Below are 26,431 nucleotides of genomic sequence, written 5' to 3' on the forward strand. Positions count from 1 at the left end.
ATGAATGGCAGGCGGGAAGCTGCTTTTTTATTTCCTTATTTGCAGAGCCTAGTATAGCCGAACCTGGAAAAATTCATTATGGTACACATATCGGCTAGAAGGATAACGGAAGCCGAGCGTAATGCCCGATTGTGCGATGCGGACCGTCTTCAGCCTATGCGTGGGAACGAGGCTGCGCACAAGCCGGCTCACTAGCGCTTGATTGCTGGCGTTGATTGCCTGAACCAGATAGTCCCGAAACGGTTTATTGGCAGCGATCTCGGTGTATAACGGGATAATCGCATTGGCAATCTGGCGATGGATGGCTGCTGAGAATGTAAATTGCGTTTGCCCGGGACGGATTGAGGTAGCGTTCGTGTAAGGCGGCTGATTGCCGGAAATGGGAAAATCGACGAAGTAGCCAATGCCGTTCGTTGCGATTCCATCAATCGCAAAACGGGGCACATACGGATGCAGCATCGCGATCATCGTATCCAAATCGCCCCGCCGGACCGCTTTAGCCCAACGGAGCGAGTAAGGGCGGCTTGCCGCGACGCGGCGATAGAAGGGAAGCATGGCTTTGGCTGTCTTGCCAAGCGTGCTGGGGGAGAGCTTAGCTCTAGATGCGTGTACGGCCGGAACCTTGCTTATGCTCATGGAAACGCTCCTCCTTTGTAGGCAGCTATACGATACACTATTGCAACGATGTACAGACGGTGAGGGCGGATGGGTTTATAGTGGCAAAAAAAGCGGCTCCAAGCCTCATGCAGCGCATGAAGGCTGGAACCGCTTTTTGTATAGCTATCGTTCTGGAATTACTTATTCAGCATATGGAACACTTGCTCAACGTCTTTATCGCCGCGACCGGACAGATTGATGATTAGCACCTTATCACGGCCTAGCGTAGGCGCAAGCTTCTTCGCGTAAGCAACAGCATGCGCGCTCTCAAGCGCAGGAATAATGCCTTCGGCACGGGACAACTCTTGGAAGGCGGCAAGCACTTCCTCGTTCGTTACGGTCACGTACTGTGCCCGCCCGCTCTCCTGCAGGTAGCTGTGCTCTGGGCCAATGCCCGGATAGTCGAGCCCCGCCGCGATGGAGTAGGTCGGTTTGGGATTGCCTTGCTCGTCCAACAGGACAAGGCATTTGAACCCATGAATAACGCCAGGAACGCCCTGAGTCATCGTTGGGGCTTGGTCCGGCTCGACGCCGATGAGCTGTACCGACGGTTCGTCAATATAGTGGGCGAACGAGCCAATTGCGTTGCTGCCGCCGCCCGCGCAAGCGATGACCGCATCTGGCAGGCGGCCTTCCTTCTCGAGGATTTGGCGCTTGGATTCTTCACTGATAATGGATTGGAAGTGTTTGACCATCGTTGGGTATGGATGTGGGCCGACCGCTGATCCAAGCAGGTAGAAGGTCGATTTGTAATTCGCGATAAGGTCATTCAGCGCCTCATCGACTGCATCCTTTAAGCGCCCTTGCCCTTTGTCTACTGCAACGACCTTGGCTCCGAGCAGCTCCATGCGAAATACGTTCAGCGCTTGCCGGCGCGTATCCTCGGCTCCCATGTAGATCACGCATTCCATATTGAACATCGCACATGCTGTTGCCGTTGCGACGCCATGCTGCCCTGCGCCGGTTTCTGCAATGACGCGTTTGGCGCCCATCCGTTTGGCCAGCAGGATTTGCCCGACGACGTTATTGATTTTATGGGAACCGGTATGATTGAGGTCTTCCCGTTTCAAATAAATTTTGGCGCCGCCCCATTGCTCGGTGAGCTGCTGCGCAAAGGTCAGCGGATTCTCGCGGCCTATATATTCGCGAAGGTAGTAACGAAGCTCCTCGTTAAATGCGGGATCATCCTTGAATGTATGAAATTGCGCCGCTAGATTGTCCAGCACTTCTTGCAGATCGGGGGGGACGAAGCTTCCGCCGAATTGCCCGAAGTAGCCCTCTGCCGCTTGTTGTTCCGTAGCCAATGTAATCGCCTCCAAATTTAGATCGATAGAACACCTAATCTTCCGGAAATGCGCAGTATTCTATGTTTTTCTTCCGTATATATCCTACCACAAAGTGCAAGGGAACGTGAGTGCAGCGATTAGTAGATTTCGTCATAAAATGGGCATCCGCATCGGACAACCTGCTCCAGCTTGCATATAGTAACAATATATTCCCACTGCTGCGGCTTCTCGCCATAGCTGGCCAGGAAAACGCAGGCAGAATTAAGGAGGGGAGGGGATATGCCACTAGCGTGGGTTTGCTCGATTGCTGGCACGTTTGGATATGTGGCCGCTTTTGCTTTTGGCGCTTGGCCGCAATCGCTCACGGTGCTGTTAATCGCTATGGGCATTGATTATCTGACAGGCATTGCGGCATCGTTGAAGGAGAAGAAGGGCTTAAATAGCAATGTTGGCGCCTGGGGATTGACTCGCAAGGGATTGACGCTGCTCATTATCTTGCTCGCCCACCAGATAGACGAGCTGCTTCAAACGAACGATACGACAATGGCAGCTGCCATTTACTTTTACTTGGCGAATGAAATGATCTCGATTACAGAGAACTATGGCCGTCTCGGATTGCCGCTGCCGGGAAAAGTAAGGCGTATTATCGAGGTGTTGAAAGATAAAGACAATACGAAAGGAAAGTGAAGCAGAACCGTCATGCGCGGTACAAAATGGCTAATAGCCCGCTTGCATAAGCGGGCTTATTGTCGTTATAATAAGAACAAATGTTCTTATTGGAGGGATCGCCTATGGCGGTTACGAACGATAAAGTGATGGCCTTGGTTCGTGAGGCATCCCATCCGCCGGCGCAGAGCGAGGCGGAGCAGGGGCTTGTGAAGCGTTATGTGCTGCTTGGGATCGTAATGCGCATACTTGATCATGATATTCGCGTTGTCGGAAACGCTGGGATGAAGCTGCCACGGCTGTACGAGTCGATGCTGCGTGCGGTTCAGGACCGCGTGCTGCTGGATCTCGCAGCGCTCCGGCGCCAGTTTCGCGATGCGGGCATTAAGATTTATGAAGAGAGCCAGCAGAAGGAGGCCATGCATGCGAAGTATGTATGCCGAGGCTACCATCATCAATTCGCAATGGTGTGGGGGTTCGTGAAAGCGGAATCCGAACGATTGCTAAAGACGTATTTGCATGAATAAATCGTTCAAACTTTTGTCACATCCTGTACAAAAATTTTTCATCTCCTTCATTTTAAAGGTTGAGAACAATGGACGAAGTTGGGTATTATAAGGAGTAGACAAAAGCCTGCAAGGGGGAGCACAGATTATGCACAAATGGATCATGTTCGTCGTGTTTACGGCGGCAACCTTACTGAGCGTATACTTGCTGACGTTCGGACTTCCAGATAAGCCGAAGGACGAGACGGCAGGATTGCCAGAAGGAATGCAGCTGTTGAAAGTACAAGCGTCGAATGATTACGTATTCAACGAGAAAGAATACCATGTGAAAGCTGGCACGACAGTGCGGCTGCTTCTGCAAAACAAAAGCGGTATCCACGGTTTAGCAATCAAAGATCTGAACGTTGATCTGCAAGGCGACAAAATGCAGCAAGACATCAAGCTCGACAAGCCAGGCACATACGAAATGCATTGCTCTGTTATGTGCGGTTCGGGCCATGAAACGATGAAATCCGTTTTGATCGTAGAATAAGACAAAAAAGGAGCCCGATGGCTCCTTTTCCTTACTTTCAGGCCCATTATTAGTCCGTTGCTTGGCGCCGTGTGCGCTGGCGATGGATGATCAGGTCAGCAACGAAGCCGAGCGCGGCCCACGTTACGACGGTCCACACATAGATGCTCATGACGGCAACGTTATGGATGTCGAACGCCAAGTCGGCAATCCATGCGGGAATGCTTAACATGAAAAATACGAAGTTGTGCGGGTCATAGCCCGTAGAATTGTACAAGCAGAGGGCTAGCCCAATGAGGGTGGCCACAATTGTAACCGGATAGCGCATAACGTTTGCCGATCCCCTTTTCGTCAATTTGGCTGATTCGGTACCGTTATTATGCGACACCCGCTATCATCTCATGCGAAGCGCATTTACTGAAGAATGGAGTGGATACTATGATTACCCATATTGTTATGTTCAAGCTCAAAGACCGCAGCCCAGAGGCGGTTGAACGGACCGCGCAAGTGCTTCGTGACATGGAAGGCAAGATCGAACAACTGAAATTTCTTGAAGTAGGCTTGGATGTCCTGCACTCGGAGCGTTCTTATGATATCGCACTGGTCACCAAGTTCGAGTCGATGGAAGATTTGGAAGCGTACCAAGTGCATCCTGTTCACAAAAAAGTAATCGAGCACATGGCGCAGGTGCGCGAAGCGTCCGCAAGCGTCGACTACGTAAGCTAAGGAGTCAAGAAGCGGATGGATAACGGTAATGAAGATTTATACCAATTGCTGACGTATCTCATTGTGGTCATTGTCAGCAGCATTATTATGGTCGCATGGCTCAAACGTAAAGGGCGTCGATCAGCCTCCAAGCGGGATGCGGAATAACGCATAACGCGGTGGCGAAGAAGGGAGCAGCAACCAGCTATGTACTATGTGAACGTCGAACAGATTCGCCAACGGCTGGAGGCAATTCCGGAGATTGCGAACACGCTAACTTTGCTGGCAGAAGGCTGGAGCGGGTCCCTGCTTGAAGGAATGGCACAGGAACGGGCGTTGCATTTGGCTATTGAGACGGTTACGGATGTCGGAAGCTTTCTCATTGACGGATTTATTATGCGTGATGCGAGCAGCTACGAGGATCTTGTAGATATTATTGCGGAAGAGCATGTATTTGCGAAGGAGCTTCATGAGCCGCTTATGGCACTGGTGAAGCTGCGCAAGCCGCTTGTGCAATATTATTATGAATGGCCGCGTACAAGCTTGCATGAGCTCTCTCCTGTGCTTCCTCAGCTGCTTTCCCGTTTCCGGGCAGCCGTGGAACAATATTTGGAGCGTGAGCTGAAGGCATAGCCTATGCACTTCTGCGCTTAGGGAAGAGCCTGTTATCAGCGATCTGATAGCAGGCTCTTTTTGGGATGTAAATTTACGAATGCTGCAAAATCGGTTACAATGTCGTAAACGCAAGCGAAAGGCGGTGTGAGGATGAAACGAAGCGATAGACAGAGTGGAGCAGGCCATCCTCCACAGCAGGACGAACGATCGACGCGCCAGACTGTCGTCAGATTGCTGAAGACGAAGGGGACCCAGAGCGCGGGCGAGCTGGCAAGCCAGCTCGGCTTGACAGAGATGGCGATACGCCGGCATCTATATGCGCTTGAGAGCGATGGGTTTATTCAGCAGACTTCCGTGAAGCGCGGAGCCGGAAGGCCGAAGCATATGTACACGCTGACAGCGGAGTCTGAGGAGCTTTTTCCTAAAAATTATCACGGCTTAACGCTCGACATTCTCGATGATTTAGCGAAGGATGAGGCGACGGCGCCGATTGTCGACCAGTTATTCCAGAGCCGTAAACGCAAGCTGTTGGAGCGTTACGCGCCTCGAATGGCTGGCAAGGCGCTGCATGATCGGGTCGAGGAGCTGGCAGCCATCCAGAACGCCGGCGGTTATATGGTGGAGATTGAACAGGGAGAGGCCGGCAGTTACCAACTGCATGAATTTAACTGCCCGATTGCACAGGTTGCGAAGCCGTATCAGCAAGCTTGCACATGCGAGCTGCAATTGTTCGAAGAACTGCTGCAGGCACGCGTAGAGCGAACGGAATGCCTGGCTAAGGGCGGCGCTAAATGCACGTATGCCATTGCGAATGCAGCGGAAGCGCCAGACGCTATCAAATAAAAGCATGTATCACCGAACAAGAAGAACATCGCTACGTACCCTTTAGGTACATGCGATGTTTTTTTTGTATCGAGCGGTGTGTCAATCCAAGCCTATGCTGCTTATACTGTCATTACAAATTAGGCATTCGTCTACTTCCACTAAGAGGCGAGCGGGAAAGGAGCGCGATGTCATGATAACGGCGGCATGGTGTGCGGTAGCGGCGACGGTCGTATTCATCGTTTTGGCGATAGGCTTGCTTATAGGCTTGCGGGCTGTCGTGTATAGGCTGGCCCTGATGCAGCAATCAACGGAAAAGCTGGAGCGGGATATGCGGACGCTAATGCTTAAACTGCAAGGGACAACAGACCGTATGGATGATACGCTTGGGCTCGTAAGTGCCCAACTGCGTGCGATGAGTGGCCTATTCCAAGCGGCTTCCCTCATGGGCGAATCGGTCGAGAATGCTTCAGCTGCGATGAATGCAATGACTGCGGCTTTATCCAATAAGGCTAGGCAGCAAGCGGAACGGATTGAGAACAAGCGGCTGAAGGGGCTCGATGAGGCGCTTGATTGGGCTGAAGTTGGCATGACGGCATGGCAGCTGTGGCAATCCGTGCGTGACAAAGTTGCGAATAAGCCCGCATGCTCTGGGGAGGGCGATGGGTACGATAAAGATGGAGGGAGCGATTAATAATGGCAAAATCTACAGGCAGCAAAGGATTTCTGTTCGGCGCATTGGCGGGGGTAGTTGTTGGTTCAGTTACCGCGCTGTTATTTGCGCCAAAAGCTGGGAAAGAGCTTCGCCATGACATTGCAGAAGGCGCTCAAAAGGTAGGCGACACAACGGCGAGATTCGCATCGCAAGTTGGCCAAACGACGGGACGCATCGCCAAACAAGTAGGCAATGGCGCGTCTGATGTGGCTGAGCGTGCGAAGTCCGCAGCTGTAGGCGTCGTATCGAGTGTCCGGTCGTGGCGGAGCGGCGAAGAGAAAGTGGAGGCAGAGCTGGAGAGAGCCATCATTAGCTCGCTGACAGCAGGCATTGCTTCGTCGGAAACGGAACTGGAATCCGATGCATTGGCATTGCTGGAGCCGGAAACAGAGCAAGTGGAAACAATCGACAAGACGCTTCAAACGATTGGTTAATGAATAAATTCATTGGCCGTCGAAGTGGCGATTGACGTCAGGAGGCGGTGGCCCTAAAGGGGCGGCCGCCTTTTGGCGTTTGAAGGGTTGTCCGCCTGCCGGCAATCGAACCATTCGCGAATAGCTCGTGAAGCGAAGTTGCTGCCCCACCGTGTTTTCCCGCGGCAAGGCTAACAATTAGGTACATTTCCACGATGGGATTCATATGCTATTGAAATCTGTCAAACTGTTGAAAAGAAAGCGGTGTGGATGTGCAGCAGCCGATTGCAATATTAGACTCCGGAGTTGGCGGATTAACGGTTGCCAAGGAAGTGATGCGACAGCTCCCGCGCGAGAAAATTGTCTATTTTGGCGATACCGCTCGCACGCCGTATGGTCCGCGTCCGGCAGGTGAAGTTGTTCGATTTACGAAAGAGATTGTTGATTATTTAGCTCAATACAATCCCAAAATGATTGTTGTTGCGTGCAATACGGCGACGGCATTCGCCCTCGATGACCTTAAAACAATCGTATCGGTTCCCGTTGTAGGCGTTATTGAACCAGGGGCTAGGGCTGCGCTAAGCCGAACGAATACGGGCGTAATCGGGGTTATTGGCACGGAGGGAACGGTTCGAAGCGGCGCTTATGAGTTTGCGCTAAAACAGCTCTCGCCGCACATCCATGTGATTAGCCAAGCGTGCCCGGCATTTGTGCCGTTAGTGGAGCAAGGGAACTTTCGTTCAACTGAAACGTACGATACCGTCCGGCAGGCGCTTGGTTACTTGCGGGAATATCCGCTTGATTGCATGATTCTCGGCTGCACGCATTATCCGTTTTTGACCGAGAGCATAAGTGAAGTGATGGGCCCTGACGTGGCGCTGATTAGCTCCGCTGAGGAAACCGTGCGTGAAATTCGAGCGATTCTAGAAGGGCAAGGCAAGCTGGCAAGCACGGAAGTGGAGCCTGTGCATCAATTTTTTTGCAGCGGACAACAGCAGATGTTTAAGCTGATCGCTACACAATGGCTGGGCAAGCAGATTGAACTGGCGCCAGTCGTATGGCAAGTGTCTCATATTGGGTAATTGAAGTACAAATAGACAGGACAGTGATCTGTGCCCGCACTCGTACGGGGACAAGATGCACTGTCCTTTTTGGCTTTCTGGGAATGAGTGTTCCTGTGAGCGAATACGATATAAGGATAAGCATTTTAACGAAACGAATAATCGAGATCGATTGATCGGGAGAAAAGGAGGAGGCCAATTGCTCTCCTATACCGTTCGTCCCGGTGATACGCTGCTGCGTGTCGCGCGGGATTTTGGCATTTCGGCAGCATCGCTGCTTGCCTGCAACCCTAGACTAACAGAAGGGGAACCTATGCCAGTTGGCATCATTTTGCAAATTCCACCGGCATCGGATGTCTGGTATACCGTCCAGGAAGGCGATACCCTTCAGCGGCTGTCCGAGCTGTTCGGCATAGAGGCGGCCGCTGTCGAAGCGGCTAATCGCTGCTGCGCGCCTGCTAAGTGGGTGCCGGGCATGCTGCTTCGCATTCCTGTGGGTCCCCCGAACCGCATCGTAGACGCGCGCGCGGAATATGGCCCTAATGAGCTTAGCCGGGATTGTGCGCTGTTAGCAGACCGTTATAGCACGGCTGTCGAGGCAAGAAGCATTGGCGAAAGCGTAATGGGCAAGCCCATCATAGCGATCAAGCTTGGCAACGGCCCTCGCGTCATTCATGCCAATGGCGCATTCCATGCCAATGAATGGATTACGAGCGTGCTGTTGATGGCTTTTGTAGAGGATGCGGCTCGAGCGGCGGAGATGAACCTGCTTCTGCGGGCCGTTGATATTAAGTCTTTATTAACAAAGGTTACGTTATGGATCGTGCCAATGGTTAATCCTGATGGCGTACAGCTTGTGCAAGAAGGGCTGCATGTTGGGCATCCGCTCTATGCGGAGTTGCTTGAAATGAATCGAGGGTCGGGGCGATTCAGCCGATGGAAAGCGAACGTGCGGGGCGTTGACCTGAATGACCAATTTCCTGCCCATTGGGAGGAGGAGTGCAGCCGGCGGGGAACACCAGGCCCGGGGCCCCGCGATTATCCGGGGCCTAGCCCGCTCAGTGAGCCGGAGGCGGCTGCGATGGCGGCATTTACGGAGGAGCAGCAATTCGAGCTTGTGTTGGCGCTTCATACGCAAGGGCAGGAAATTTATTGGAATTATCGCGGATATGAACCGCCTGGATCAGAGGGGATCGCTTTCCGATTAGGGCAGGCTAGCGGATATCGCCCTGTCTATTTGACTGGGAGCGATGCGGGCTACAAGGATTGGTTTATTCAGGCCTACCGTAAGCCAGGGTTTACGATTGAGGCGGGTATAGGGGTCAATCCGCTGCCGTTGGAGCAATTCGACGATATGTATGACGATATTGTGAAGCTATTGCTAGAGGCGATGCAGTCGTAAGGCGATAAGGGAATGAATGCGCTAGGCACGATAGGCATAAGAGGCTGCTAAACGTAACTGTTTAGCGGCCCACTGCCGCGTGGTATACTTGTACCAAAGGCAGAGGCCGTGCGAAGCATGCGTCGCTTATTCCTGCCGACGAGGGAGGGATACGAGTGAATAAGTTGCTGTCGCTTCGGCGATGGAAGCATTTGCTGATGCGTGTCTATAAGCTGCTCACAATGCCGCAGGTGAAGTTAGGGGACAAGCTTCTGTTTATTGTGCCGGTTGCCGTGTATTGGATTTTGCCCGATGTGATCGTGCCGATTCCGTTTATGCCGTTGGACGATATTGCGGTTACGCTGCTTATTGCAGGCTGGTTTGCAGGCCGGATGGAACGCAAATACGGCATCAGCAGCCGATAAAAGCCAGATGAACGGGTTGAACTTATGCGAGGCATTCTATACAATAACTAAGATAAGCCTGATAGAGTAAAAGGAGCGATTAACCAATGAAGTGCAAAATATCGAAAAACGCAGCGAAAGTTCTCCGTCTAGAGCTGGACAAGCCTGAGAATGAAGGAAAGTTTCTCCGCATTCATGTGACGCATGCCCATGGCGACCACGCGCATTACGGCATGGCGATTGACACGCCGACCGAGAAAGACGAAATCGTGAAGACGGATAAAGACATTGACGTTATTCTTGAGAAAGGCGTCGATTTCCTCGATGGCGTTCGCGTTGACTATTTCTACGTGCCGGAAGAAGGGTTTGCCGTTACGAATCCGTCCCGAGGCAATCACGGCGATCATTAATCGCAGCGTTGCATCATGCCTAACGACATACGAATTTGTGACAAATGCAAATATATTCGCATCAAGACGATGCTTCCTAAGCTGGCCAAGCTTGTGCCGGAAACGGAAATTAAAGTAGGCTGCAAGTCTTACTGTGGTCCCTGTGCTAAGTATCCGTTTATTTTCGTGAATGGGCGATACTTGAAAGGGAAATCGGAAGACGACGTTATCGAAGCAGCCAAGAAGTATTTGAAATAGGCAAGTGCAGAAAGCCGCGGTGGAGCCGCGGTTTTTTTGTTTTGTGGAGCGGCGGCCGCCGCTGGGTCCCACGGCCAACCGGCAACCGCCGCTAACGGACTCCACGGCCGTTATATCGCGCAAAATTCGTTCGATTTGCGTGTAACGGACACATATGACGTTATTTAGGCTATTTTGCAGCGAATTCGCCGCTTATCTGCGTAATAACGGCTGCTGAGTCCGTTACAATTTCAAAAGGCAGCAAAATGGGCAAATAACGTCCCCACGGTCCGTTAGAATCCGCCCGCCGCGTTGCGCTGCGGTCCGTAGAGTGGAAAGAAAAAATGCCATCGCAGAATCTGCAATGGCATTTCTCTTTTGGAGCATACTCGCTCCATATTTGTTGACACAGGCAGCAGGGACCATGGAAGTGCCAGCGGTCGATTAGCCTGCCCTTACTTAGACGCACTATTCGCTGCCGCTGTACTTGCTGTCTCGGCCGAGCGCTTGTTCAAAATGCCGATGATGTTGTACTGTACGGTCTCATCGGAGACGCGAAGCTCTTCCCGCGCAGCTTCTGCACCTGCGGCGCAGCCTGCTTTATCGGTCACCTCGCCTGTGTTGGCATCATAGCATACGCCGTTAGCGACAATGCCGTCTGAGGAAGGCATATAGAACACATTGCCGTCCGTAAAGGCGCCGCTTCGGAAGACGACCTTCTTGCCTTCGAGCGGCTTGTCCAGCACAAGTGGCGTGCCGACCTTACGCTCATCTGCAGTCGAAATGCCGAGCAAATGCAAAATCGTTGGCGATACGTCGAGCTGGCCGCCTACGTTGTGGTAAGTGCCCGCATGCTTGCCGTCAGGCAGGTGGACGATGAATGGCACTTGGCGCAAAATTTGCTGGCGCTGAATTTCGTTTAGCGGCTTGCCGAGAAGCTGCTCGAAAGGCGCCCAGTCGCGAATGGAATTGTCATGGTCACCATAGAACAGGAAGATCGAGCGATCCCATAGCCCTTCTTGCTTCAGCTTCGTTACGAAATTGCCGAGCGATTCGTCCACATAATGGACAGCCTGCAGGTAGTCACCGAACATCGTGCCTTTGAACGAGCCGACATCAAGCTTTTGATAGCTTGCTGGCAGGGCGTAAGGATGGTGGCTCGACAACGTGATGAGGAACGAATAGAATGGCCGCTTCTGCTCGCCCATAACGTCTGCCGATTGCCGGAAGAACGAGTTGTCCCCGATCGACCAGCCCAGCGGCTCCTCTGTCGTGAAATGCGTCCGGCTATAGAACGTATCGTATTTCATCCGCGAATACATCGTATTCCGGTTCCAGAAGCCGCCGTCATAGGCGTGGAATACGGAAGTGGAGTAATTGTTCGCTTTGAGCGTAGCGGGCAAGCAGTCGAAATCATTTTGCGCGTACTGAATAAAGACTGAGCCGCTAGGCTGAGGCTGTACGGAGCATTGGACGGCAAAGTCGGCGTCCGATGTCCTGCCCTGTGATGTCTGGTGGTAGAACCGGTCAAAATAGGCGCTTTCTTTGATTAAGGCGTTCAAATTCGGCGTAATCTCTTGCCCGCCAATCGATTGGCCGATGACGTAATTCATATACGCTTCGGCTTGCACCATAATGACATTGCTGCCTTTGTACTCCCCGAAGGTTGGATCGGATTCAAGCGTACGCCGAACGTCACCGCGTTCCTTGAACCATTGCTCAGCTTCATTCACTTGATCATCCGTTGCGACAGCTTTATGAATCCAGTGCTGATTCGCGTAACGGTAAACGTCGTAGCCGTGGAAGCCAAGCACGCCTGTCACGTTATAGATCGATAGGTTCCACCAGTTGCCGACGAACAAGCCTTGTGCCCATGTTTTCTTCGCAATGTTTACTGGCACGAAGACGAGCGTCAAGCCTGTTGCGAATACGATGAGTGCAAAAGAAATGCGGAACAGCACCCGGCGAAGCCTAGGCGAGCGGCGGAAGCTAAGCCCGTCTTGTTTAATCGGTTTGCGGCGAATGCCGAGGATCGACAGCACGATGACGAATGGCCAATCGACGAACAGCCACAGGTCGTTCCAGCTTAAGAGGGAATCGATGCTGTCGCCGAGCGACTCGACTTGCCCAGCTTGCGTTAATACCGGCACTGAGATTAAGTCTTGGAAGTAACGGAAGTAGATCAAATCTGCGAACACGATGAAGGTCAGAATGAGGTTGAGAATGACGAGTGCAATTGTCCGTCCGCGTTTTGGCAGCAAGATCGTCCAGAAGGAGGCGAGCGCCAGCGAGCCAATCGCAACAAAGACGTCGTCGACGCTCATCGCCATATTTGGCACATGAATGTAACGGTCGAAGAGAACGAGTTTGAACATCATAAGCAAGAAGAAGCACAACAGGTCTGCGGCAAGGAGGCGTACGGCAAACTGTAACGTAGCTTGAAGCCCGCGCCGCGCCGTACTTTGTAACGGTCTATCCATAGTGGAACGTAGCCTTCTTTCTTCACCAATAGTTAATAAGCCATATTCCATTATAGTCTAGTAGAAACGTAATGCAAGGTTATGGGAAAGGTTGGCTTATCGCAATATGATTTGTATGGAACGAAATAATCCACGCTTATCTGCTTAACAAATGTCTCGTGGTCACGTTAAGTGCCTCTGCCAGCTGAATAAGCTGCGCATGGCTAAACCGGTCTAATTCGCCCCGTTCCAGCCTTGAAATCAAATTGGCGCTTTTATAGCCGATTTTCTCAGCTAATTGCTTTTGGGTAGTGCTTAGGCTGCGTCGCACGCGCTCCACGTTTTGCCCAATTTGAAAAGTTTCATAAACGTCGTAGATGTCTTTGGACGCAATGGATTGCGCATCAGCCGCCACCTCAGGGAGTGATTGTTGAACCTCTAGGCCAAAGTCCAAGCATAGAGCGCGCAGCCCCCCAAAAAATCCGCTTCCAATCGGATTAAACTTCCATTCGCCTTTATAAACATAGAGTTCGCCGATGACGATCGCTGTTTCTTGGGTCAGGCCTTCTCCGAAGCTGAAGCTTGCGATTTCCTTGCCTGTTCGATCGTTCAATAACCGGATGCGGATTTCGGACACTTGGCTGAAGGAGTGGGACAGCTCCTCGCCTTCGTAAATTGTGAGGGAAAACGCGATTTTCTGAACCTGAAAGGCCAGCCTATCAAATGCGATCTTGAACTGCGCTTTGTTCGAATTGATTTTGTGGTAAGCAACGGAACCATTGCGATGATCAGGATTTCCATAAAAAATGCAATCGTCATCCTTTGTGCAAACATTGTTCGCATCCAATAAAAAAGCAGAAGAATCCAAGTCGATGTCTGGATTAAGCAGATCCCACTCTACCTCGGCTAGCAGTTTATCGATGCTTTCATTTTTGGTGACATCGATTTTTTGGCCGCGAATAAGAGAACTGCTATGCCGTGCGGGAGTCGGTTCGGTGCGTTTCGACTGCACGGGTGCTAATGAAATCGGTTCAGTGGCAGGAGAAGGAGGAGCGGGTGAGCGTTTTTGCTCGGCTTCGGCTTGCGGCGGTAAATATTGTTTTTTCTTTGCTTTATTCGCAGCAGGTGCAGAGAAGGGGGTGTAACCGCCCATAAATAGTTTTCCGATTTTATACCCATGTTCCTTCGATAAAGCTATGGGACTGTCGCATTCATGATTGTGCAGCAGGTTCAATAATAAAATCGCACATGCCTTGGCGTCATCGAGGGCATCGTGGTGGTTCAAAGGAATGTAGTGGAGCCTGGCCAAGTCGTTAAGGCGATAGGATGGCAGGTCAGGAATCAGCCGTTTGGCAAATAGGTAGGTACAGTAATACTGGAATGAAGGATATTGAATCGTGCTATTGTCAAGGCAATAGCGGAGTACGCTCATGTCGAAGGAAGCATTGTGCGCAACGACATGCTTGCCTTCCAGCATCGGTTGAAGGGTGGGCCACAGTTGTTCGAAGCTTGGCTTGCCTGCAACCATTGACGGCGTGATGCCGTGTACACCAATATTCATTCCGTCAAAATGCTGCTTGGGATCGATGAGCCAAGACTGTTCGCTGACGATTAGCCCATTTTGAACCTCAACAAGCCCGACGGAGCAGGCACTCGAACGGTTCGAATTGGCCGTCTCGAAATCTATTGCTACAAAATCCATGAAACGTACCTCCGAAAGATGAGTTGAGCAATGAATGCTTACCATATGTGTGGGATTTACCAAATCCTCACACTTAATATATCACTCAGTAATGATAGATTCCAAACGCTTCCTATGGAGGGCGCGTAGGGACGGGGCAGATTTCTCTACCCTAAATGCCCTTCGGCGAGTGAATCGCCTGAATAGGGCAGATAAATCTACCCTATACGCCCTTCGGCGCGATAGCCTCTTTGACGCAAATAAGGCCGTCGAGACTTTCTCGACAGCCAAACAGGGCGCCCCAATAGGCGCCCTGTCATCATTTTAATTATTGCGCGGAGGAAGCGGGCCCAAGTACTGATACAACTGGCACTCAATGCGCCCGTTGAACAGCTTGCGCTTCTTATCGGCATTCCGTGTAAAATGATGCTCAAACTGCTTCTCCGGACTGATCGCGAACAGCGACCAGTTTTGGAGCATCAAATAGGAGAAGCCGAGCTGGCGGATCAATTTCTCCGCTTCCTTCTGGTCGGCTAACCGCTCGCCATATGGCGGGTTCGTAACAATCACGCCGTAGGAACCTTGCGGCTGCGCTTTGGCAACAGACAGGTTGCGCAGCTTGATCTCTTTGGCGAAGCCGGCTTTCTTCACTGCGGCCTCGGCTACTTCGATCGCATTCGGATCGATGTCGGAGCCTGCGATGTCGAGCGGAATATCATCGTTCACGGAGTCGAACGCTTCTTCGCGTGCCCGCGACCACATCTCCTCCGTTACGAGCGGCCAATGCTCGCTGTTAAACGAGCGGCGAAGCCCTGGCGCAATGTTCCAGCCGATCATCGCGGCTTCGACGAGGAACGTGCCTGAGCCGCAGAACGGATCATACAGCGGGCGATGCGGCGCCCAGCGGCTGAGCTGGAGAATGGCCGCAGCCATCGTTTCCTTCAGCGGCGCTTCGGTGACGAGGCGGCGGTAGCCCCGTTTGTGCAGGCCAGGGCCTGTCGTGTCCAGCGTCAGCAGCGCGCGGTCGTTGAGCATAATCACTTCGATGACGAAGCGGGCGCCGTCCTCTGGGAACCATTCGGTGCCGTAGCGCTCTTTCATTTTTTCAACGACCGCTTTCTTCACGATCTTCTGGCAAGCCGGCACGCTCGACAGCTGCGACTTGTGGGAACGCCCTTCGACTGGGAATTCGCCATTGTTTGGAATCCAGTCCGGCCAATCGAGCGCCTTTGTGCCCTCGAACAGCTCGTCGAACGTGGTCGCTTCGAACTCTCCCATTTTGATCAGCACCCGGTCAGAGGTTCGCAGCCAAAGGTTGGTGCGGCATATGTCCTCAGGACCGCCTGTAAACGTTACTCTTCCGTTTTCTACGGTCATATCCTCGTAGCCAAGCTCCTTGAGCTCGCGCGCGACGATCGCCTCAAGCCCCATCGGAGCGGTAGCGATTAATTGTAATTTGCGCTCTGTCATAGTCATCCCCGTTTCGTATCATGGGCGGCTGCTGCAATCGTACAGTTGTGCGCCACCGGTCAAAATCATACAATCAAGTATAGGATAAAAGAGCAATCTTGTACAAACCTGAGTTGGAGGAACGGCTATGAACCAAAACGGTCATGAAGAAGAAGCATCCGTCCAAAGCGCAGAACGCTACGTGGACGGCTTGTTCGCAGAGGACGAGCAGTGGACGAAAGTAAGGGAACAACTGGCGGCTAATGGAATGCCAGACATATCGGTGGAACCCGGCTATGGCCGGCTGCTTACGCTTCTAGTGCGCGCTTCCGGCGTGCAGGATGCGCTCGAAATTGGCGCGCTTGGCGGCTATAGCGGCATTTGCCTGGCACGCGGCATTCGTGAGGGTGGCTCGCTCGTATCGCTGGAGCTCAAGGCCGAGTTCGCCGAAGTCGCGAAGCGCAATATGGAGGCAGCCGGGTTCGGCGATGCCGTCGAATACCGGATTGGGGATGCGATGCAATCGCTGGAGCAGCTTGCGGAAGAAGGCAGGAAATTCGACTTCTTCTTCATCGATGCGGACAAAGGCGGTTATCCCGCATACCTCGAATGGGCGATTAAGCTTGCGCGGCCAGGAGCGGTCATTGCTGCGGATAATACGTTGCTTCGAGGCAAAACGATCGACATGTCGCGTACAGGCCCCTCGGTGCTTGCGATTCGGGCGTTTAACGAAGCGATTGCAAATGATGAGCGGCTCATTGGCGCGATGCTGCCGTCTTATGATGGGCTGGCGCTAGCAGTCGTAAAGTAGCTAACAATCAAATCGAAAAATGGCCACGAAGCGTTGAAAACTAACGCTTGCGTGGCCTTTTTTTACGAGCTGGCTGTCTGAGGCTCCTTCCGGCGGAGCAGCGTGCGGTACACCCAGAACGCATTCGCGAACATGAACACGGCTGAGATGAGGAACAGCCCCTCGATGCCTGTCCAGCCTGAGAGCACGCCGCCGGTAATTGGTCCGACCATATTCCCTAGCCCGAGCGTGCTGCTGTTGAAGCTGAATGCACGCGTAGCCATGCCTTCGGGCGCGTATTTGCGGAGCAACGCGTTAACCGATGGAACGAGCCCGCCGAGGAAAATGCCGAGCGCAAAGCGGGAAAGCAGAAGCTGCCATACGGTATGGACGAAAGCTTGCGGAATGAACATGACCGCTGCGCCAATAAGCGCGATACCGAGTATTTTCTCGCCGCCGACCCGATCGCTCAGCCTGCCCAGCAGCGGGGATGAGATCATGTTGGACAAGCCGGTCACGGAACCAACGAAGCCGGCGTAGAATGCTAAGTTCTCGGTCGTTCCATGCAGCTTTTGCACATAGAGAGGAATTAATGTCATCGGGCTCATCATAGCGAACTGAATGAGGAACGTAACGGCGTATAACGCCGGAATTTGTGGGACGCGGCTAAGCCTGCGCAGCCCTTCGGTGACGGACATTTGCACTTTGGCTGCTGCTGCCTCCCGGTTAAAGTTCTCTTTGACTACGAACATGGACAGCAGCGAAGCGAGGAACAACAGCGTTCCCGTAATATAAAAGATAGGGCGGAAGCCGACGGCGTCAGCCAGCAGCCCGCCGATGAAAGGACCGAGAATCGTGCCTGCGATGGCACCCGATTGGAGCGTGCCCATTGCGAAGCCAATTCGGTTCTTGGGCGTAGTCGTGGACACAAGCGAGACGGATGCGGGATTAAATCCGGATATAGTCCCGTTTACCATCCGCAGCAGCAGCAACTGCCAGGGACCGGTGGCGAATCCCATGAGCACCATGACAGCGGCCATGCCGAATCCGGAACGAAGCAGCATTGGCTTGCGCCCGATTCGGTCAGAGAGCTTGCCCCAGAACGGTTGGAACACGAACGATGTTACAAAATTAGCTGCAAAAATAACGCCGGACCACATCGCGACATTGTGTTCGCCATGGACGCCGAGGTCACTTTGCAAATAAAGGCTGAGAAAGGGAATGATCATGGTCATGCCTGCCATGACGAGAAATTGGCCGATCCATAAGACGATTAAGTTTTTTTTCCATTGCTCCATATCCTTCACCTCCCGCCAAGTATAGCATAGATTTATTGTCGATTCTTGGCAGGGCGGAGGACGCAATCTGACGGGATTGTCATACTATTGTCAACGAAAGCTGGCAACGGCAGTTGTTAGCAGATGCTAAAACGGGCATAATGGAAACGAAGGGAAAATCGCAGAAATGGGGAACGGGAATGAGCTATAACGACCGATTTATTCGGGCTGTCCGGCAGGAGGCCGTCGACCGGGTGCCGGTATGGTACATGCGGCAGGCTGGGCGTTATGACCCCGATTATCGGAAAATTAAAGAAAAATATTCATTGCTTGAAATATGCAGCCAGCCTGAGCTAGCAGCTGAGGTAACGATGATGCCTGTGCGCAAATTAGGTGTAGATGCTGCCATTTTGTATTCAGATATTATGAATCCGGTTGCTTCGATCGGCATCGACTTTGATATTGTTGCAAACATTGGGCCTGTCATTGCGAATCCGATTCGTTCTGCAGCCGATGTTGATCGCCTTAAGCCGATTGACGTTGAAGGGGATCTCGGGCATGTCATCGAGACGATTCGCATTTTGGACCGGGAGCTGGACGTGCCGCTGATTACGTTCGCAGGCGCGCCATTTACGATAGCAAGCTATATCATCGAAGGACGCCCGTCCAAAAACTATTTGCGTACAAAGGCGCTCATGTACAGCGAGCCAGACGTATGGTTTAGATTGATGGACAAGCTCGGTGACATGGTTATTACATATCTGCGCGCACATATGGCAGCAGGCGGCAAGGCGTTCCAGCTGTTTGACAGCTGGGTCGGTGCGCTTGCGCCGCATGACTTCCGTACGTTCGTGCTTCCGACGATTGAACGGATCTTCTCGGAGCTGTCGGATTTGCCGCAGCCGAAGATCTACTTCCCAGGCGTTGCATCAGGCGAGCTTCTGACGGAGCTGCACGGCCTTCAAGCCGATGTGATCGGGCTGGATTGGCGTGTATCGATTCCGGAGGGGCGCCGCCGGTTGGGCGGCAAATTCGCCGTTCAAGGGAACTTGGACCCTGTCGTGCTTACGGCTCCCCAATCGGTTATTGAAGCGCATGCAAAGGCGATTATTGACCAGGGCTTGGAGCAGCCAGGCTTTGTATTCAATCTTGGGCATGGCCTATTCCCAGAAGCTTCGCTCGATAAGCTGAAGGCATTGACCGACTTTGCCCACGATTACTCGTCACAAGCAATTGCCGCACGCACGCGGGAAGGAGAAAGCACGCATGTCTAACTCGCGAATTGGCGTCCTTGTTATGTCTTATGGCACGCCACAAAGCATGGATGATGTTGAAACGTATTACACGCATATTCGCCGCGGTCATCCGCCAACCCAGGAGCAGCTCGACGAGCTGCGCGGCCGTTATGAGGCAATCGTAGGCGGCGTGTTCCCGCTGCGGGCGAATACAGACCAACAAGTCGCTTCGCTGCAGGATAAGCTAGAGCAGGTTGCGCCGAATCAATATGTTTGTTATCAAGGCCTGAAGCATGCGAAGCCCTATATTGAAGACGGTGTTGCCCAAATGGCGGCGGATGGCATCAAGCAGGCGATTAGCATCGTACTGGCGCCACATTATTCGATTATGAGCGTCGGCGGCTATAACAAGCGGGCGCAAGAGAAGGCAGCAGAGCTTGGCATTACGATGGCCAGCGTGGAATCGTATCACCTGCATCCTGAGCTAGTGGCTGCACTGGCAGAGCGGGTGCAAGATGGCCTGAAGCGCCTGGCAAATACGGCTGAGCAGGAACGTGGAGCATCGTCGAACGTTCGGACGAAAGTGCTGTTCAGCGCGCACAGCTTGCCGGAGAAGATTCGTGAGATGAACGATCCGTATGAACGCCAGCTGTTAGAAACATCTGCTGCGGTTGCGGAAGCGGCGGGCGTGGCTGACTGGCAGTTCACTTGGCAAAGTGCTGGAAGAACGCGTGAGCCTTGGCTTGGCCCTGACGTGCTAGAGACGTTGAAGGCTCTCCGTGAGGAAGGGTACGAAGCGGCGTTAGTTGCGCCGATTGGTTTCGTGTCTGACCATCTAGAGGTATTGTACGATCTGGATATCGAAGCGAAGGCATTCACGCGCGAACTGGACATGGCGCTGGAGCGGATAGCGATGCTGAACAGCGATCCCCGTTACATGGCGACGCTTGCGGATGCCGTGGTTGAAGCGGCGGGCAAGCTCGTGCAATAAACACGCGATATAATTGAATAGACCGTCAATGGCGCCAAAACTGTGTGACATGGACGGCTGTAATGCTGGTATAATGGGTGAAGTCCTGTTATGCCTTTTTTTTTATAAAATTGCCCTATTAGCCCTTATCGGAGGTCTGGTCATGTACGTATCGCGTTCGGATTCGCAGCAGCAGAACAAGAAACGGCGACGGAGGCGATTGCGCCGGCTGGTCGTTATTAACTTCACAATGCTTGCACTCATCTTAATACTAGGCGCTGTATTCTGGTCGACGATTTTCCCTTCCAATCAATCCCGAAGCGGCGCGTCGAATAAGCCAGGGCATGAGCGTGCAGACAATGCCGAGGCTACTGCCCCAAGCCAAGCGGGGAAGGGAGGCGAGCCTGAACCGAAAGATCAGACGGAGCCGACCAGTGACGGGCAGCAGCCGAAGGCAGAGGAGACAAACAAGCCAGAGGGCACAACGGATGGCCCTGCTGATTCTGAATCGGAAGCGACAGATCCAGCCAAACCGGACGATTCCGGCGAGCAACCGCCAGCAACAACCGGCAATCAGTCGGGGGCGGGAACGGATGATCCAACGGCAGCGGTTAACTTGGCTTTCGTAGGCGATATTTTGCTAGGTTCATCTGTGGAGACGACTATGCGCAGCCAAGGTTTTGGATATCCGTTCTCAGGTGCTCTTGATTTGTTGGCTGGAGCGGACCTGACCGCAGGAAATTTGGAAGGCCCGATCACGACGCGGGGAGTCCCTGCACAAAATAAACAGTATGTGTTTAAAGGCGCACCTGATTTGCTGAAATCGCTGACGGATTCCGGTTTTGATGTCGTATCGTTAGCGAATAATCATACATTAGATCAAGGCGCTGAAGGCTTGCTGGATACGATCAAGCACCTGGATAAAGCCGGTCTGCCGCATATGGGTGGCGGAAACAATGATGCCGAAGCGTTTGCGCCAGTTATTCTGGAAGCGAATGGCGTAAAGGTCGCTTATATCGGCCTTAGCCGCGTTGTGCCTGAGACGAATTGGAAAGCTGACAAAGACCATCCGGGCGTTGCCGAGACGTATGATTCGACGCGTGCAGTTGCAGCGATAAAGAGAGCGAAGGAAGAAGCGAATCTCGTTGTCATTATGGTCCATTGGGGCGTAGAACGGGCGGAGAAGCCAGTTGAGCACCAGACGACGCTAGCACGGCAATATATTGATGCGGGGGCGGACCTGGTTATCGGCAGCCATCCTCACGTCCTGCAAGGCTTCGAGCAATACAAAGGCAAATGGATTGCCTACAGCCTTGGCAATTTCGTATTCAATGAAACCGCAACGCCGCGCACGAAGGATACTGGCGTGCTTAATGCAGCATGTACGAAATCCGGCGAATGCAAGCTAACGATTCATCCGATGGTGGCGAAGCAATCCCGCCCAGCCCCGGCTGATGCGGAGAAGTCGAAGGATATCATCGGCTACCTGTCCCGGATCTCGTTAGGTGCGAAGGTCGACCAGGCTGGCCATATTATTTCAAAATAACGGTTGGGAGAGTGAAGCCGTGCGAAACCCGTGTGTAGCGCATCGTGGCTGGTCAGGCAAAGCGCCGGAAAATACGCTCGCCGCGATGCGATTGGCGATGGAGGAGCACGATTTATTTTGGATCGAAATCGATGTTCAACTGTCTAAGGACGGCATTCCGGTTGTTATTCATGACTATACGCTCGGCCGAACGACGAACGGAAGTGGCGAGGTTCGGGCGCATACGGCTGCCCAACTGCAGCGGCTTGATGCAGGCAGTTGGTACAGCGAGGCGTTTCAAGGAGAACCAGTGCCGACATTGGAGCAAGTGCTTGCAATTACATGCGGGCGCTGCCGGCTCAATATCGAGCTGAAGACGGATGGGCGTTACGCAGGGCTGGCGGATAAAGTGCTCCAGTTGCTCTATCAATACAGCTTGCAGCATGATGCCGTGCTTACCTCGTTTCATGTCCCTTCCTTGCTAGAGGTTCGCAAGCTGAACGGCGAAGTTGCTACCGGGCTAATTATCGATGGCTGGCGCGAGAACCTAATAGATGAGCTGCAACAGATGAAAGCGGGCTTCATCTCGCTTGGCTACCCACATGCTACGCCTAAGCGCATACAGGCGCTTAAGGCAGCCAAAATTCAGACGATGCTCTGGACGTTAAACGATGCAAAAACGATCAAAAAATATGCGGCGCTTGATCCCGATGTCATGATTTGCACGAATTACCCCGACAAATGGCGGGAGGGCACGTCAGGAGCTACAAAAAGATGAATCTATTGGATTGGCAAAGTTGGCTGCATGATACGAATTGGATGTGGGGAGGCTCGGAGGGGCAAATCCCCCGGGCCATCATCGGTGTCGTTGGCGGGGCGTGCGTAGGCTGGCTAGCGGTTCGCAAGCGAGCCTTGACGGTGTCAGGAGCGCTGGCTGCGGCTGTTATGGGGGCGTGGTATACAACGTTCGGAGGCCTGTTATGGTTCGCGACGCTGCTCATGTTCTTCGTCACGTCCACGCTGCTGTCCCGTTGGAAGAAGCATCATCGCCGCAAGCAAGCTGCCGAGCAAAACTACGAGAAAAAAGGTGCTCGAGACGCAGGGCAAGTATGGGCAAATGGCGGGATTGGCCTTATTTTGTGCAGCGCACATGCAATAAGCCCTAGCCCTTATTTGCTCGCTGCTTTCGTCGGCGTTATGGCAGCGGTGAATGCGGATACATGGGCGACGGAGGTCGGGGCATTAAGCCGGCAGCAGCCGCGCTCGGTCGTGACAGGCAAGCGCGTTTCAACTGGGACGAGCGGAGGGGTCACGCTGCTGGGGAGCAGTGCAGCTGCGATGGGGGCAATCGTGATCGGTTTGACAGCTGGATGCCTGGCGGGTGCGGCGGGCTATCAACAGAGTAACGGCTATGCAGCATCAATTGGCCTGCTTATCGGCATTGGCGCTTTGTCAGGGTTAGCTGGGGCATTTATCGATTCTTATTTTGGCGCGACTCTCCAAGCTATGTTTCGGTGCAGCACTTGCGGGAGCGAGACGGAGCGGGCGAGCCACTGTGGACAAGCTACAACACCTGTTCGGGGTTGGGCTTGGATGAACAATGACCGAGTAAACATGTTAGCCTCGATCGCTTCTGGGGCGATCGCATTGGGGTTAAGCTTAGCAGTCCATATTAGTGGATAAAGGGTGGGGGCAATGGCATCGATTACGGATGTGGCAAAGCATGCGGGCGTCTCGATCACGACAGTTTCCAAAGTGATTAATAACTACTCTGACGTCAGCGAGAAGACGCGGAAAAAAGTAAATGAGTCGATTCAGTTGCTTCGCTATGAGCCGAACGTCGTCGCGCGCGGATTGGTCAAAAAGAGGTCGTGGACGATTGGGATTTTGTTGCATAATATTATGACCAATCCGTTCGTATCGGAATTAATGGCGGGCATGCAGCAGGCTTTATCCAAAAGCGGCTATGATCTGCTGCTCCTATCGGCAGATTTTGACGATCCAGATTATTCGATCGTGCGCCATTGCTCCAGCCGGAATGTCGATGGAATGGTCGTATTTGGGGTGGGGCGCGACCACCAGATTCCGCTGGATCTTGTCAAAGCAGAATTGCCGACGATGTTCGTCGATGCCGACCTAATCGGGCGGCGCGCAGGCTACATAACGGCAGACAATCGGAACGGAATTTTGATGGTCATGGAGCATCTGTATGAGCTTGGGCACCGAAAAATTGCGTTCGTTTCTGGGTTTATGGGCTTCGTCGCGGGGCGGGCACGGTTTGAAGGCTATCAGCAGGGGCTTAAGCAGTTTGAGTTGCCTTATCATTTTGATTATGTAGAGATTTGCAGTTTCGACAGCATCGGGGGCTATAATGCGATGCAGAATCTGCTCAAGCTGCCAGATCGGCCAACAGCAGTTGTGTGTGCAGCCGATGCTATCGCGCTTGGTGTTATGAATGCGATTACAGACGCGGGGCTGCAGGTTCCTGCAGATATTTCGGTTGTCGGATTTGACAATACAGCGTTTGCTTCGATCGTTAAGCCTGGGCTATCCACGGTTAGCCAAAATATTTATTCCATCGGGGAGCGGGCAGTCAATCAACTGATCGAGCTGGTTGAAAAGCCGAATCATATCCCGTCGGTTGTTGTAGAGCCAGTTGAACTTATTTTGCGGGAGTCAACTTCTGCACCGCGCAGCATCACTTAGGAAAGAATTCGTCCCATTATACAAAAGCAGGCTCGCTAACCTTATCGATTGACAGGTTAGCGAGCCTATTTATTTGGCGGGAAGCGACTATTTCGTCAGCTCCTCCATCTGTTCGATAAGCTGTTCAAACACGGCCATCGCTTGCTCAATCGGCTCTGGCGTAGACATATCGACGCCTGCGCGTTTGAGAATATTGATGGAATAGTCGCTGCCGCCGCTCTTCAAGAAGCCGAGGTAGCGCTCGACCGCAGGCGCGCCTTCGTCGAGAATTTGTTTTGCGAAGCTCGTTGCTGCAGAGAAGCCTGTCGCATATTTGTACACATAGAAGCTCGTGTAGAAGTGAGGAATCCGAGCCCATTCCACTTCGATGTCCTTATCGACGACCATGCCTTTGCCGTAGTACAGCACGTTTAGGTCGTAATAAATTTTGGACAAATCTTGCGGTGTAAGCGACTCTCCGGCTTCTGTACGCTCGTGTACGATTTTTTCGAATTCCGCGAACATGGTTTGGCGGAATACGGTCGTACGGAACTGGTCGGCGTAGTAGGTGAGCAGGTACATTTTTTCTTTAGGATCAGTCGATTTGTTTAGCATGTAATCCATCAACAGCGCTTCATTAAGCGTAGAAGCGACCTCTGCGAGGAAGATGGTATATTGCGCGTCACGATAGTTCTGCGTAGTGTCCGAGTAATAGGAGTGCATCGCATGGCCCATCTCGTGCGTCAATGTAAACATGCTGTTCAGGTTATCTTTATGGTTTAGCAGCACGTATGGATGGGTGCCGTATGCGCCCCAACTGTAAGCGCCGCTGCGCTTGCCTTCGTTCTCATACACATCGATCCAGCCTTGGTCGAAGCCTTCTTGCAGGACGTTCAGGTAAGCATCGCCAAGCGGCTTAAGGCTTTCTTTGACAGTTGCCTTCGCTTGGTCGTACGTGATGTCCATCTTAAACTCGTCAACGAGCGGAGCGAACAGGTCATACATATGCAGCTCGTCGACGCCAAGCAGCTTTTTGCGAAGCTCCATATAACGGTACATAAGCGGAAGATGCTTATGGATCGTATCAATAAGGTTCGTATACACTTCCTTCGGAATGTTATCGCCGAAGAGCGACATTTCGAGGGAGGAAGGGTATTTGCGGGCGCGGGAATAGAAAACATTTTTCGTTACGTTCGCATTGAGCGTGGCAGCCGTCGTGTTGCGCAGCTTGTTGTAAGTATCGTACATCGCCTTGAACGCATTTTCCCGAACCTCACGGTTTTTGCTTTCTAAAAATTGTATGTATCGGCCTTGCGTCAGCTCGACTTCTTCACCTTGTTCATTTTTTACTTTCGGGAACTTCAAGTCCGCGTTGCTGAGCATGCTGTAGATCGTATTCGGCGCTTGCGTAACGCTGCCTACTTGAGCGAGCAACGCTTCCTCGGATTTCGACAGGATATGCGCTTTTTGGCGGCGCATTTCTTCTAGCGTCTTCTTGTATAACGCAAGATCGCTATTATTAATAAGTGCATCAAGCTGCTCGTCAGAGAGGCTTAGCACCTCAGGCGTAACATAAGACAGCGCTTCGCCAGTCTCTACGCTAAGCTTTTTTGTTTTATCGGAAAGCGCTTGGTAAGTTGGCTCCGCCGTATCCTCGTGATGGCGCATGTTGGCGAATACGTAGAGGCGCTCCACATGCAGCGACAGCTCGTCCTCAAGCTCGAAGCATGCTTTGAGCTGGGCAGGGTCGGCTAGTTTGCCTTCATATTCCGCAGCTTTTTTAATTTGTTCCTTCGCAAGTGCATATTCACGGTCCCAGGAAGCTTGGTCGCCGAACAGATCCTCCAACTTCCAGTGATGTTCAGCTGCGGTTTCAGAACGTTTCGGTACGCTTGTCATCGTATTCCTCCTAGAATGAGAATTCGGTGGTATGGCTTCAGATCCGAGTTGCCTAGCATAGGATAATGGTGCCTGAGCGTGGACGTTGGACGC

Annotated in this window: 29 protein-coding genes; 21 read left to right on the forward strand and 8 right to left on the reverse strand. The window is 52.6% G+C overall.

What is annotated here, in order from left to right:
* Window positions 1-48: 48 nt before the first annotated feature.
* Together GON22_RS12250 and trpB are read right to left on the reverse strand one after the other, a co-directional pair.
* Window positions 49-636, reverse strand: coding sequence for a hypothetical protein (locus GON22_RS12250; RefSeq protein ID WP_160396383.1), 588 nt, complete (start codon window positions 634-636; stop codon window positions 49-51).
* A gap of 158 nt (window positions 637-794) precedes the next feature.
* Complete coding sequence (gene trpB, locus GON22_RS12255) at window positions 795-1,961, reverse strand: tryptophan synthase subunit beta (protein WP_160396384.1); 1,167 nt, start codon at window positions 1,959-1,961, stop codon at window positions 795-797.
* Between the two features lie 261 nt (window positions 1,962-2,222).
* On the opposite strand from trpB, the gene GON22_RS12260 reads away from it, so the two are divergent.
* The 3 genes from GON22_RS12260 (at window position 2,223) to GON22_RS12270 (ending at window position 3,647) form a co-directional block, all read left to right on the forward strand.
* Window positions 2,223-2,630: a phage holin family protein gene (locus tag GON22_RS12260; protein WP_160396385.1), complete on the forward strand. Its 408-nt coding sequence runs from the start codon at window positions 2,223-2,225 to the stop codon at window positions 2,628-2,630.
* A gap of 104 nt (window positions 2,631-2,734) precedes the next feature.
* Window positions 2,735-3,136 carry a hypothetical protein gene (locus GON22_RS12265; RefSeq protein ID WP_160396386.1) on the forward strand — a complete coding sequence of 134 codons (402 nt, stop codon included), beginning with the start codon at window positions 2,735-2,737 and terminating at the stop codon, window positions 3,134-3,136.
* A 127-nt stretch (window positions 3,137-3,263) separates the two neighbouring features.
* Window positions 3,264-3,647, forward strand: a complete 384-nt coding sequence (locus tag GON22_RS12270; RefSeq protein WP_160396387.1) for a cupredoxin domain-containing protein — start codon at window positions 3,264-3,266, stop codon at window positions 3,645-3,647.
* A 49-nt stretch (window positions 3,648-3,696) separates the two neighbouring features.
* On the opposite strand, the gene GON22_RS12275 is transcribed toward GON22_RS12270, so the two are convergent.
* Entirely contained in the window at window positions 3,697-3,954 is a 258-nt protein-coding gene (locus GON22_RS12275; RefSeq protein ID WP_160396388.1) for a hypothetical protein, read from the reverse strand.
* Window positions 3,955-4,064: 110 nt separating this feature from the next.
* Between GON22_RS12275 and GON22_RS12280 the strand changes: the two genes are divergently transcribed.
* The 11 genes from GON22_RS12280 (at window position 4,065) to GON22_RS12325 (ending at window position 10,389) form a co-directional block, all read left to right on the forward strand.
* Window positions 4,065-4,352, forward strand: a complete 288-nt coding sequence (locus tag GON22_RS12280; protein ID WP_160396389.1) for a Dabb family protein — start codon at window positions 4,065-4,067, stop codon at window positions 4,350-4,352.
* 15 nt (window positions 4,353-4,367) lie between these two features.
* The gene (locus tag GON22_RS26435) at window positions 4,368-4,499 is read left to right on the forward strand and encodes a hypothetical protein (RefSeq protein WP_006036150.1); all 132 of its coding nucleotides are present in this window, start codon (window positions 4,368-4,370) and stop codon (window positions 4,497-4,499) included.
* Between the two features lie 39 nt (window positions 4,500-4,538).
* Window positions 4,539-4,964 (forward strand): DUF86 domain-containing protein, encoded by a 426-nt coding sequence (locus tag GON22_RS12285; protein ID WP_160396390.1) that lies wholly within the window; start codon window positions 4,539-4,541, stop codon window positions 4,962-4,964.
* A 132-nt stretch (window positions 4,965-5,096) separates the two neighbouring features.
* A complete protein-coding gene (locus GON22_RS12290; RefSeq protein ID WP_160396391.1) occupies window positions 5,097-5,789 on the forward strand; it encodes a helix-turn-helix transcriptional regulator in 693 nt (230 codons plus the stop codon).
* Window positions 5,790-5,961: 172 nt separating this feature from the next.
* Window positions 5,962-6,462 carry a DUF948 domain-containing protein gene (locus tag GON22_RS12295; RefSeq protein ID WP_160396392.1) on the forward strand — a complete coding sequence of 167 codons (501 nt, stop codon included), beginning with the start codon at window positions 5,962-5,964 and terminating at the stop codon, window positions 6,460-6,462.
* 2 nt (window positions 6,463-6,464) lie between these two features.
* A complete protein-coding gene (locus GON22_RS12300) occupies window positions 6,465-6,917 on the forward strand; it encodes a YtxH domain-containing protein (protein ID WP_160396393.1) in 453 nt (150 codons plus the stop codon).
* A 251-nt stretch (window positions 6,918-7,168) separates the two neighbouring features.
* Window positions 7,169-7,978 (forward strand): glutamate racemase, encoded by an 810-nt coding sequence (racE, locus tag GON22_RS12305; RefSeq protein WP_160396394.1) that lies wholly within the window; start codon window positions 7,169-7,171, stop codon window positions 7,976-7,978.
* Between the two features lie 178 nt (window positions 7,979-8,156).
* Window positions 8,157-9,359, forward strand: coding sequence for a M14 family metallopeptidase (locus GON22_RS12310; protein ID WP_237179131.1), 1,203 nt, complete (start codon window positions 8,157-8,159; stop codon window positions 9,357-9,359).
* A 155-nt stretch (window positions 9,360-9,514) separates the two neighbouring features.
* Window positions 9,515-9,763, forward strand: coding sequence for a hypothetical protein (locus tag GON22_RS12315; RefSeq protein ID WP_160396396.1), 249 nt, complete (start codon window positions 9,515-9,517; stop codon window positions 9,761-9,763).
* An 86-nt stretch (window positions 9,764-9,849) separates the two neighbouring features.
* A complete protein-coding gene (locus GON22_RS12320) occupies window positions 9,850-10,152 on the forward strand; it encodes an iron-sulfur cluster assembly accessory protein (RefSeq protein WP_160396397.1) in 303 nt (100 codons plus the stop codon).
* A 15-nt stretch (window positions 10,153-10,167) separates the two neighbouring features.
* The gene (locus GON22_RS12325; RefSeq protein ID WP_160396398.1) at window positions 10,168-10,389 is read left to right on the forward strand and encodes a DUF1450 domain-containing protein; all 222 of its coding nucleotides are present in this window, start codon (window positions 10,168-10,170) and stop codon (window positions 10,387-10,389) included.
* 434 nt (window positions 10,390-10,823) lie between these two features.
* On the opposite strand, the gene GON22_RS12330 is transcribed toward GON22_RS12325, so the two are convergent.
* The 3 genes from GON22_RS12330 to GON22_RS12340 all read right to left on the reverse strand — a co-directional run bounded on the left by GON22_RS12330 (window position 10,824) and on the right by GON22_RS12340 (window position 15,978).
* On the reverse strand, window positions 10,824-12,848 hold the full coding sequence (locus GON22_RS12330; RefSeq protein WP_160396399.1) for an LTA synthase family protein: 2,025 nt from the start codon (window positions 12,846-12,848) through the stop codon (window positions 10,824-10,826).
* A 136-nt stretch (window positions 12,849-12,984) separates the two neighbouring features.
* A complete protein-coding gene (locus GON22_RS12335; RefSeq protein ID WP_272898787.1) occupies window positions 12,985-14,574 on the reverse strand; it encodes a TerD family protein in 1,590 nt (529 codons plus the stop codon).
* A 258-nt stretch (window positions 14,575-14,832) separates the two neighbouring features.
* The gene (locus GON22_RS12340) at window positions 14,833-15,978 is read right to left on the reverse strand and encodes a THUMP domain-containing class I SAM-dependent RNA methyltransferase (RefSeq protein ID WP_160396401.1); all 1,146 of its coding nucleotides are present in this window, start codon (window positions 15,976-15,978) and stop codon (window positions 14,833-14,835) included.
* A gap of 127 nt (window positions 15,979-16,105) precedes the next feature.
* On the opposite strand from GON22_RS12340, the gene GON22_RS12345 reads away from it, so the two are divergent.
* Window positions 16,106-16,768 (forward strand): O-methyltransferase, encoded by a 663-nt coding sequence (locus GON22_RS12345; protein WP_160396402.1) that lies wholly within the window; start codon window positions 16,106-16,108, stop codon window positions 16,766-16,768.
* Between the two features lie 62 nt (window positions 16,769-16,830).
* On the opposite strand, the gene GON22_RS12350 is transcribed toward GON22_RS12345, so the two are convergent.
* Window positions 16,831-18,054, reverse strand: a complete 1,224-nt coding sequence (locus tag GON22_RS12350; RefSeq protein WP_336604299.1) for an MFS transporter — start codon at window positions 18,052-18,054, stop codon at window positions 16,831-16,833.
* 170 nt (window positions 18,055-18,224) lie between these two features.
* Here GON22_RS12350 and hemE point away from each other — a divergent pair, with 170 nt between their 5' ends.
* The 6 genes from hemE to GON22_RS12380 all read left to right on the forward strand — a co-directional run bounded on the left by hemE (window position 18,225) and on the right by GON22_RS12380 (window position 24,460).
* Window positions 18,225-19,298 carry a uroporphyrinogen decarboxylase gene (gene hemE, locus GON22_RS12355; RefSeq protein WP_160396404.1) on the forward strand — a complete coding sequence of 358 codons (1,074 nt, stop codon included), beginning with the start codon at window positions 18,225-18,227 and terminating at the stop codon, window positions 19,296-19,298.
* A complete protein-coding gene (gene hemH / locus GON22_RS12360; protein WP_160396405.1) occupies window positions 19,291-20,250 on the forward strand; it encodes a ferrochelatase in 960 nt (319 codons plus the stop codon). The genes hemE and hemH overlap by 8 nt, the downstream gene beginning before the upstream one ends.
* A gap of 142 nt (window positions 20,251-20,392) precedes the next feature.
* Entirely contained in the window at window positions 20,393-21,775 is a 1,383-nt protein-coding gene (locus GON22_RS12365; protein WP_160396406.1) for a CapA family protein, read from the forward strand.
* Window positions 21,776-21,794: 19 nt separating this feature from the next.
* Complete coding sequence (locus GON22_RS12370; RefSeq protein WP_160396407.1) at window positions 21,795-22,532, forward strand: glycerophosphodiester phosphodiesterase family protein; 738 nt, start codon at window positions 21,795-21,797, stop codon at window positions 22,530-22,532.
* On the forward strand, window positions 22,529-23,437 hold the full coding sequence (locus GON22_RS12375) for a DUF92 domain-containing protein (protein ID WP_160396408.1): 909 nt from the start codon (window positions 22,529-22,531) through the stop codon (window positions 23,435-23,437). Before GON22_RS12370 ends, GON22_RS12375 begins: the two co-directional genes overlap by 4 nt.
* A 12-nt stretch (window positions 23,438-23,449) precedes the next feature.
* Window positions 23,450-24,460: a LacI family DNA-binding transcriptional regulator gene (locus GON22_RS12380; RefSeq protein ID WP_160396409.1), complete on the forward strand. Its 1,011-nt coding sequence runs from the start codon at window positions 23,450-23,452 to the stop codon at window positions 24,458-24,460.
* An 87-nt stretch (window positions 24,461-24,547) separates the two neighbouring features.
* On the opposite strand, the gene pepF is transcribed toward GON22_RS12380, so the two are convergent.
* Window positions 24,548-26,338 (reverse strand): oligoendopeptidase F, encoded by a 1,791-nt coding sequence (gene pepF / locus GON22_RS12385; protein WP_160396410.1) that lies wholly within the window; start codon window positions 26,336-26,338, stop codon window positions 24,548-24,550.
* Between the last annotated feature and the right edge of the window lie 93 nt (window positions 26,339-26,431).

This window comes from Paenibacillus sp. MMS18-CY102 (assembly GCF_009789195.1).
Lineage (GTDB): Bacteria > Bacillota > Bacilli > Paenibacillales > Paenibacillaceae > Paenibacillus_T.

Excerpts from the sequence above, each read along its gene's own strand:
- GON22_RS12290 (WP_160396391.1), top strand. The coding sequence starts at position 5,097 with ATGAAACGAAGCGATAGACAGAGTGGAGCAGGCCATCCTCCACAGCAG.
- GON22_RS12340 (WP_160396401.1), bottom strand. The coding sequence starts at position 15,978 with ATGACAGAGCGCAAATTACAATTAATCGCTACCGCTCCGATGGGGCTT.
- GON22_RS12265 (WP_160396386.1), top strand. The coding sequence starts at position 2,735 with ATGGCGGTTACGAACGATAAAGTGATGGCCTTGGTTCGTGAGGCATCC.
- GON22_RS12260 (WP_160396385.1), top strand. The coding sequence starts at position 2,223 with ATGCCACTAGCGTGGGTTTGCTCGATTGCTGGCACGTTTGGATATGTG.
- GON22_RS12365 (WP_160396406.1), top strand. The coding sequence starts at position 20,393 with ATGTACGTATCGCGTTCGGATTCGCAGCAGCAGAACAAGAAACGGCGA.
- GON22_RS26435 (WP_006036150.1), top strand. The coding sequence starts at position 4,368 with ATGGATAACGGTAATGAAGATTTATACCAATTGCTGACGTATCTCATT.
- GON22_RS12320 (WP_160396397.1), top strand. The coding sequence starts at position 9,850 with ATGAAGTGCAAAATATCGAAAAACGCAGCGAAAGTTCTCCGTCTAGAG.
- GON22_RS12280 (WP_160396389.1), top strand. The coding sequence starts at position 4,065 with ATGATTACCCATATTGTTATGTTCAAGCTCAAAGACCGCAGCCCAGAG.
- GON22_RS12250 (WP_160396383.1), bottom strand. The coding sequence starts at position 636 with ATGAGCATAAGCAAGGTTCCGGCCGTACACGCATCTAGAGCTAAGCTC.
- GON22_RS12285 (WP_160396390.1), top strand. The coding sequence starts at position 4,539 with ATGTACTATGTGAACGTCGAACAGATTCGCCAACGGCTGGAGGCAATT.
- GON22_RS12375 (WP_160396408.1), top strand. The coding sequence starts at position 22,529 with ATGAATCTATTGGATTGGCAAAGTTGGCTGCATGATACGAATTGGATG.
- GON22_RS12380 (WP_160396409.1), top strand. The coding sequence starts at position 23,450 with ATGGCATCGATTACGGATGTGGCAAAGCATGCGGGCGTCTCGATCACG.
- GON22_RS12325 (WP_160396398.1), top strand. The coding sequence starts at position 10,168 with ATGCCTAACGACATACGAATTTGTGACAAATGCAAATATATTCGCATC.
- pepF (WP_160396410.1), bottom strand. The coding sequence starts at position 26,338 with ATGACAAGCGTACCGAAACGTTCTGAAACCGCAGCTGAACATCACTGG.
- GON22_RS12270 (WP_160396387.1), top strand. The coding sequence starts at position 3,264 with ATGCACAAATGGATCATGTTCGTCGTGTTTACGGCGGCAACCTTACTG.
- GON22_RS12275 (WP_160396388.1), bottom strand. The coding sequence starts at position 3,954 with ATGCGCTATCCGGTTACAATTGTGGCCACCCTCATTGGGCTAGCCCTC.
- GON22_RS12295 (WP_160396392.1), top strand. The coding sequence starts at position 5,962 with ATGATAACGGCGGCATGGTGTGCGGTAGCGGCGACGGTCGTATTCATC.
- GON22_RS12345 (WP_160396402.1), top strand. The coding sequence starts at position 16,106 with ATGAACCAAAACGGTCATGAAGAAGAAGCATCCGTCCAAAGCGCAGAA.
- hemH (WP_160396405.1), top strand. The coding sequence starts at position 19,291 with ATGTCTAACTCGCGAATTGGCGTCCTTGTTATGTCTTATGGCACGCCA.
- GON22_RS12300 (WP_160396393.1), top strand. The coding sequence starts at position 6,465 with ATGGCAAAATCTACAGGCAGCAAAGGATTTCTGTTCGGCGCATTGGCG.
- GON22_RS12330 (WP_160396399.1), bottom strand. The coding sequence starts at position 12,848 with ATGGATAGACCGTTACAAAGTACGGCGCGGCGCGGGCTTCAAGCTACG.
- GON22_RS12335 (WP_272898787.1), bottom strand. The coding sequence starts at position 14,574 with ATGGTAAGCATTCATTGCTCAACTCATCTTTCGGAGGTACGTTTCATG.
- hemE (WP_160396404.1), top strand. The coding sequence starts at position 18,225 with ATGAGCTATAACGACCGATTTATTCGGGCTGTCCGGCAGGAGGCCGTC.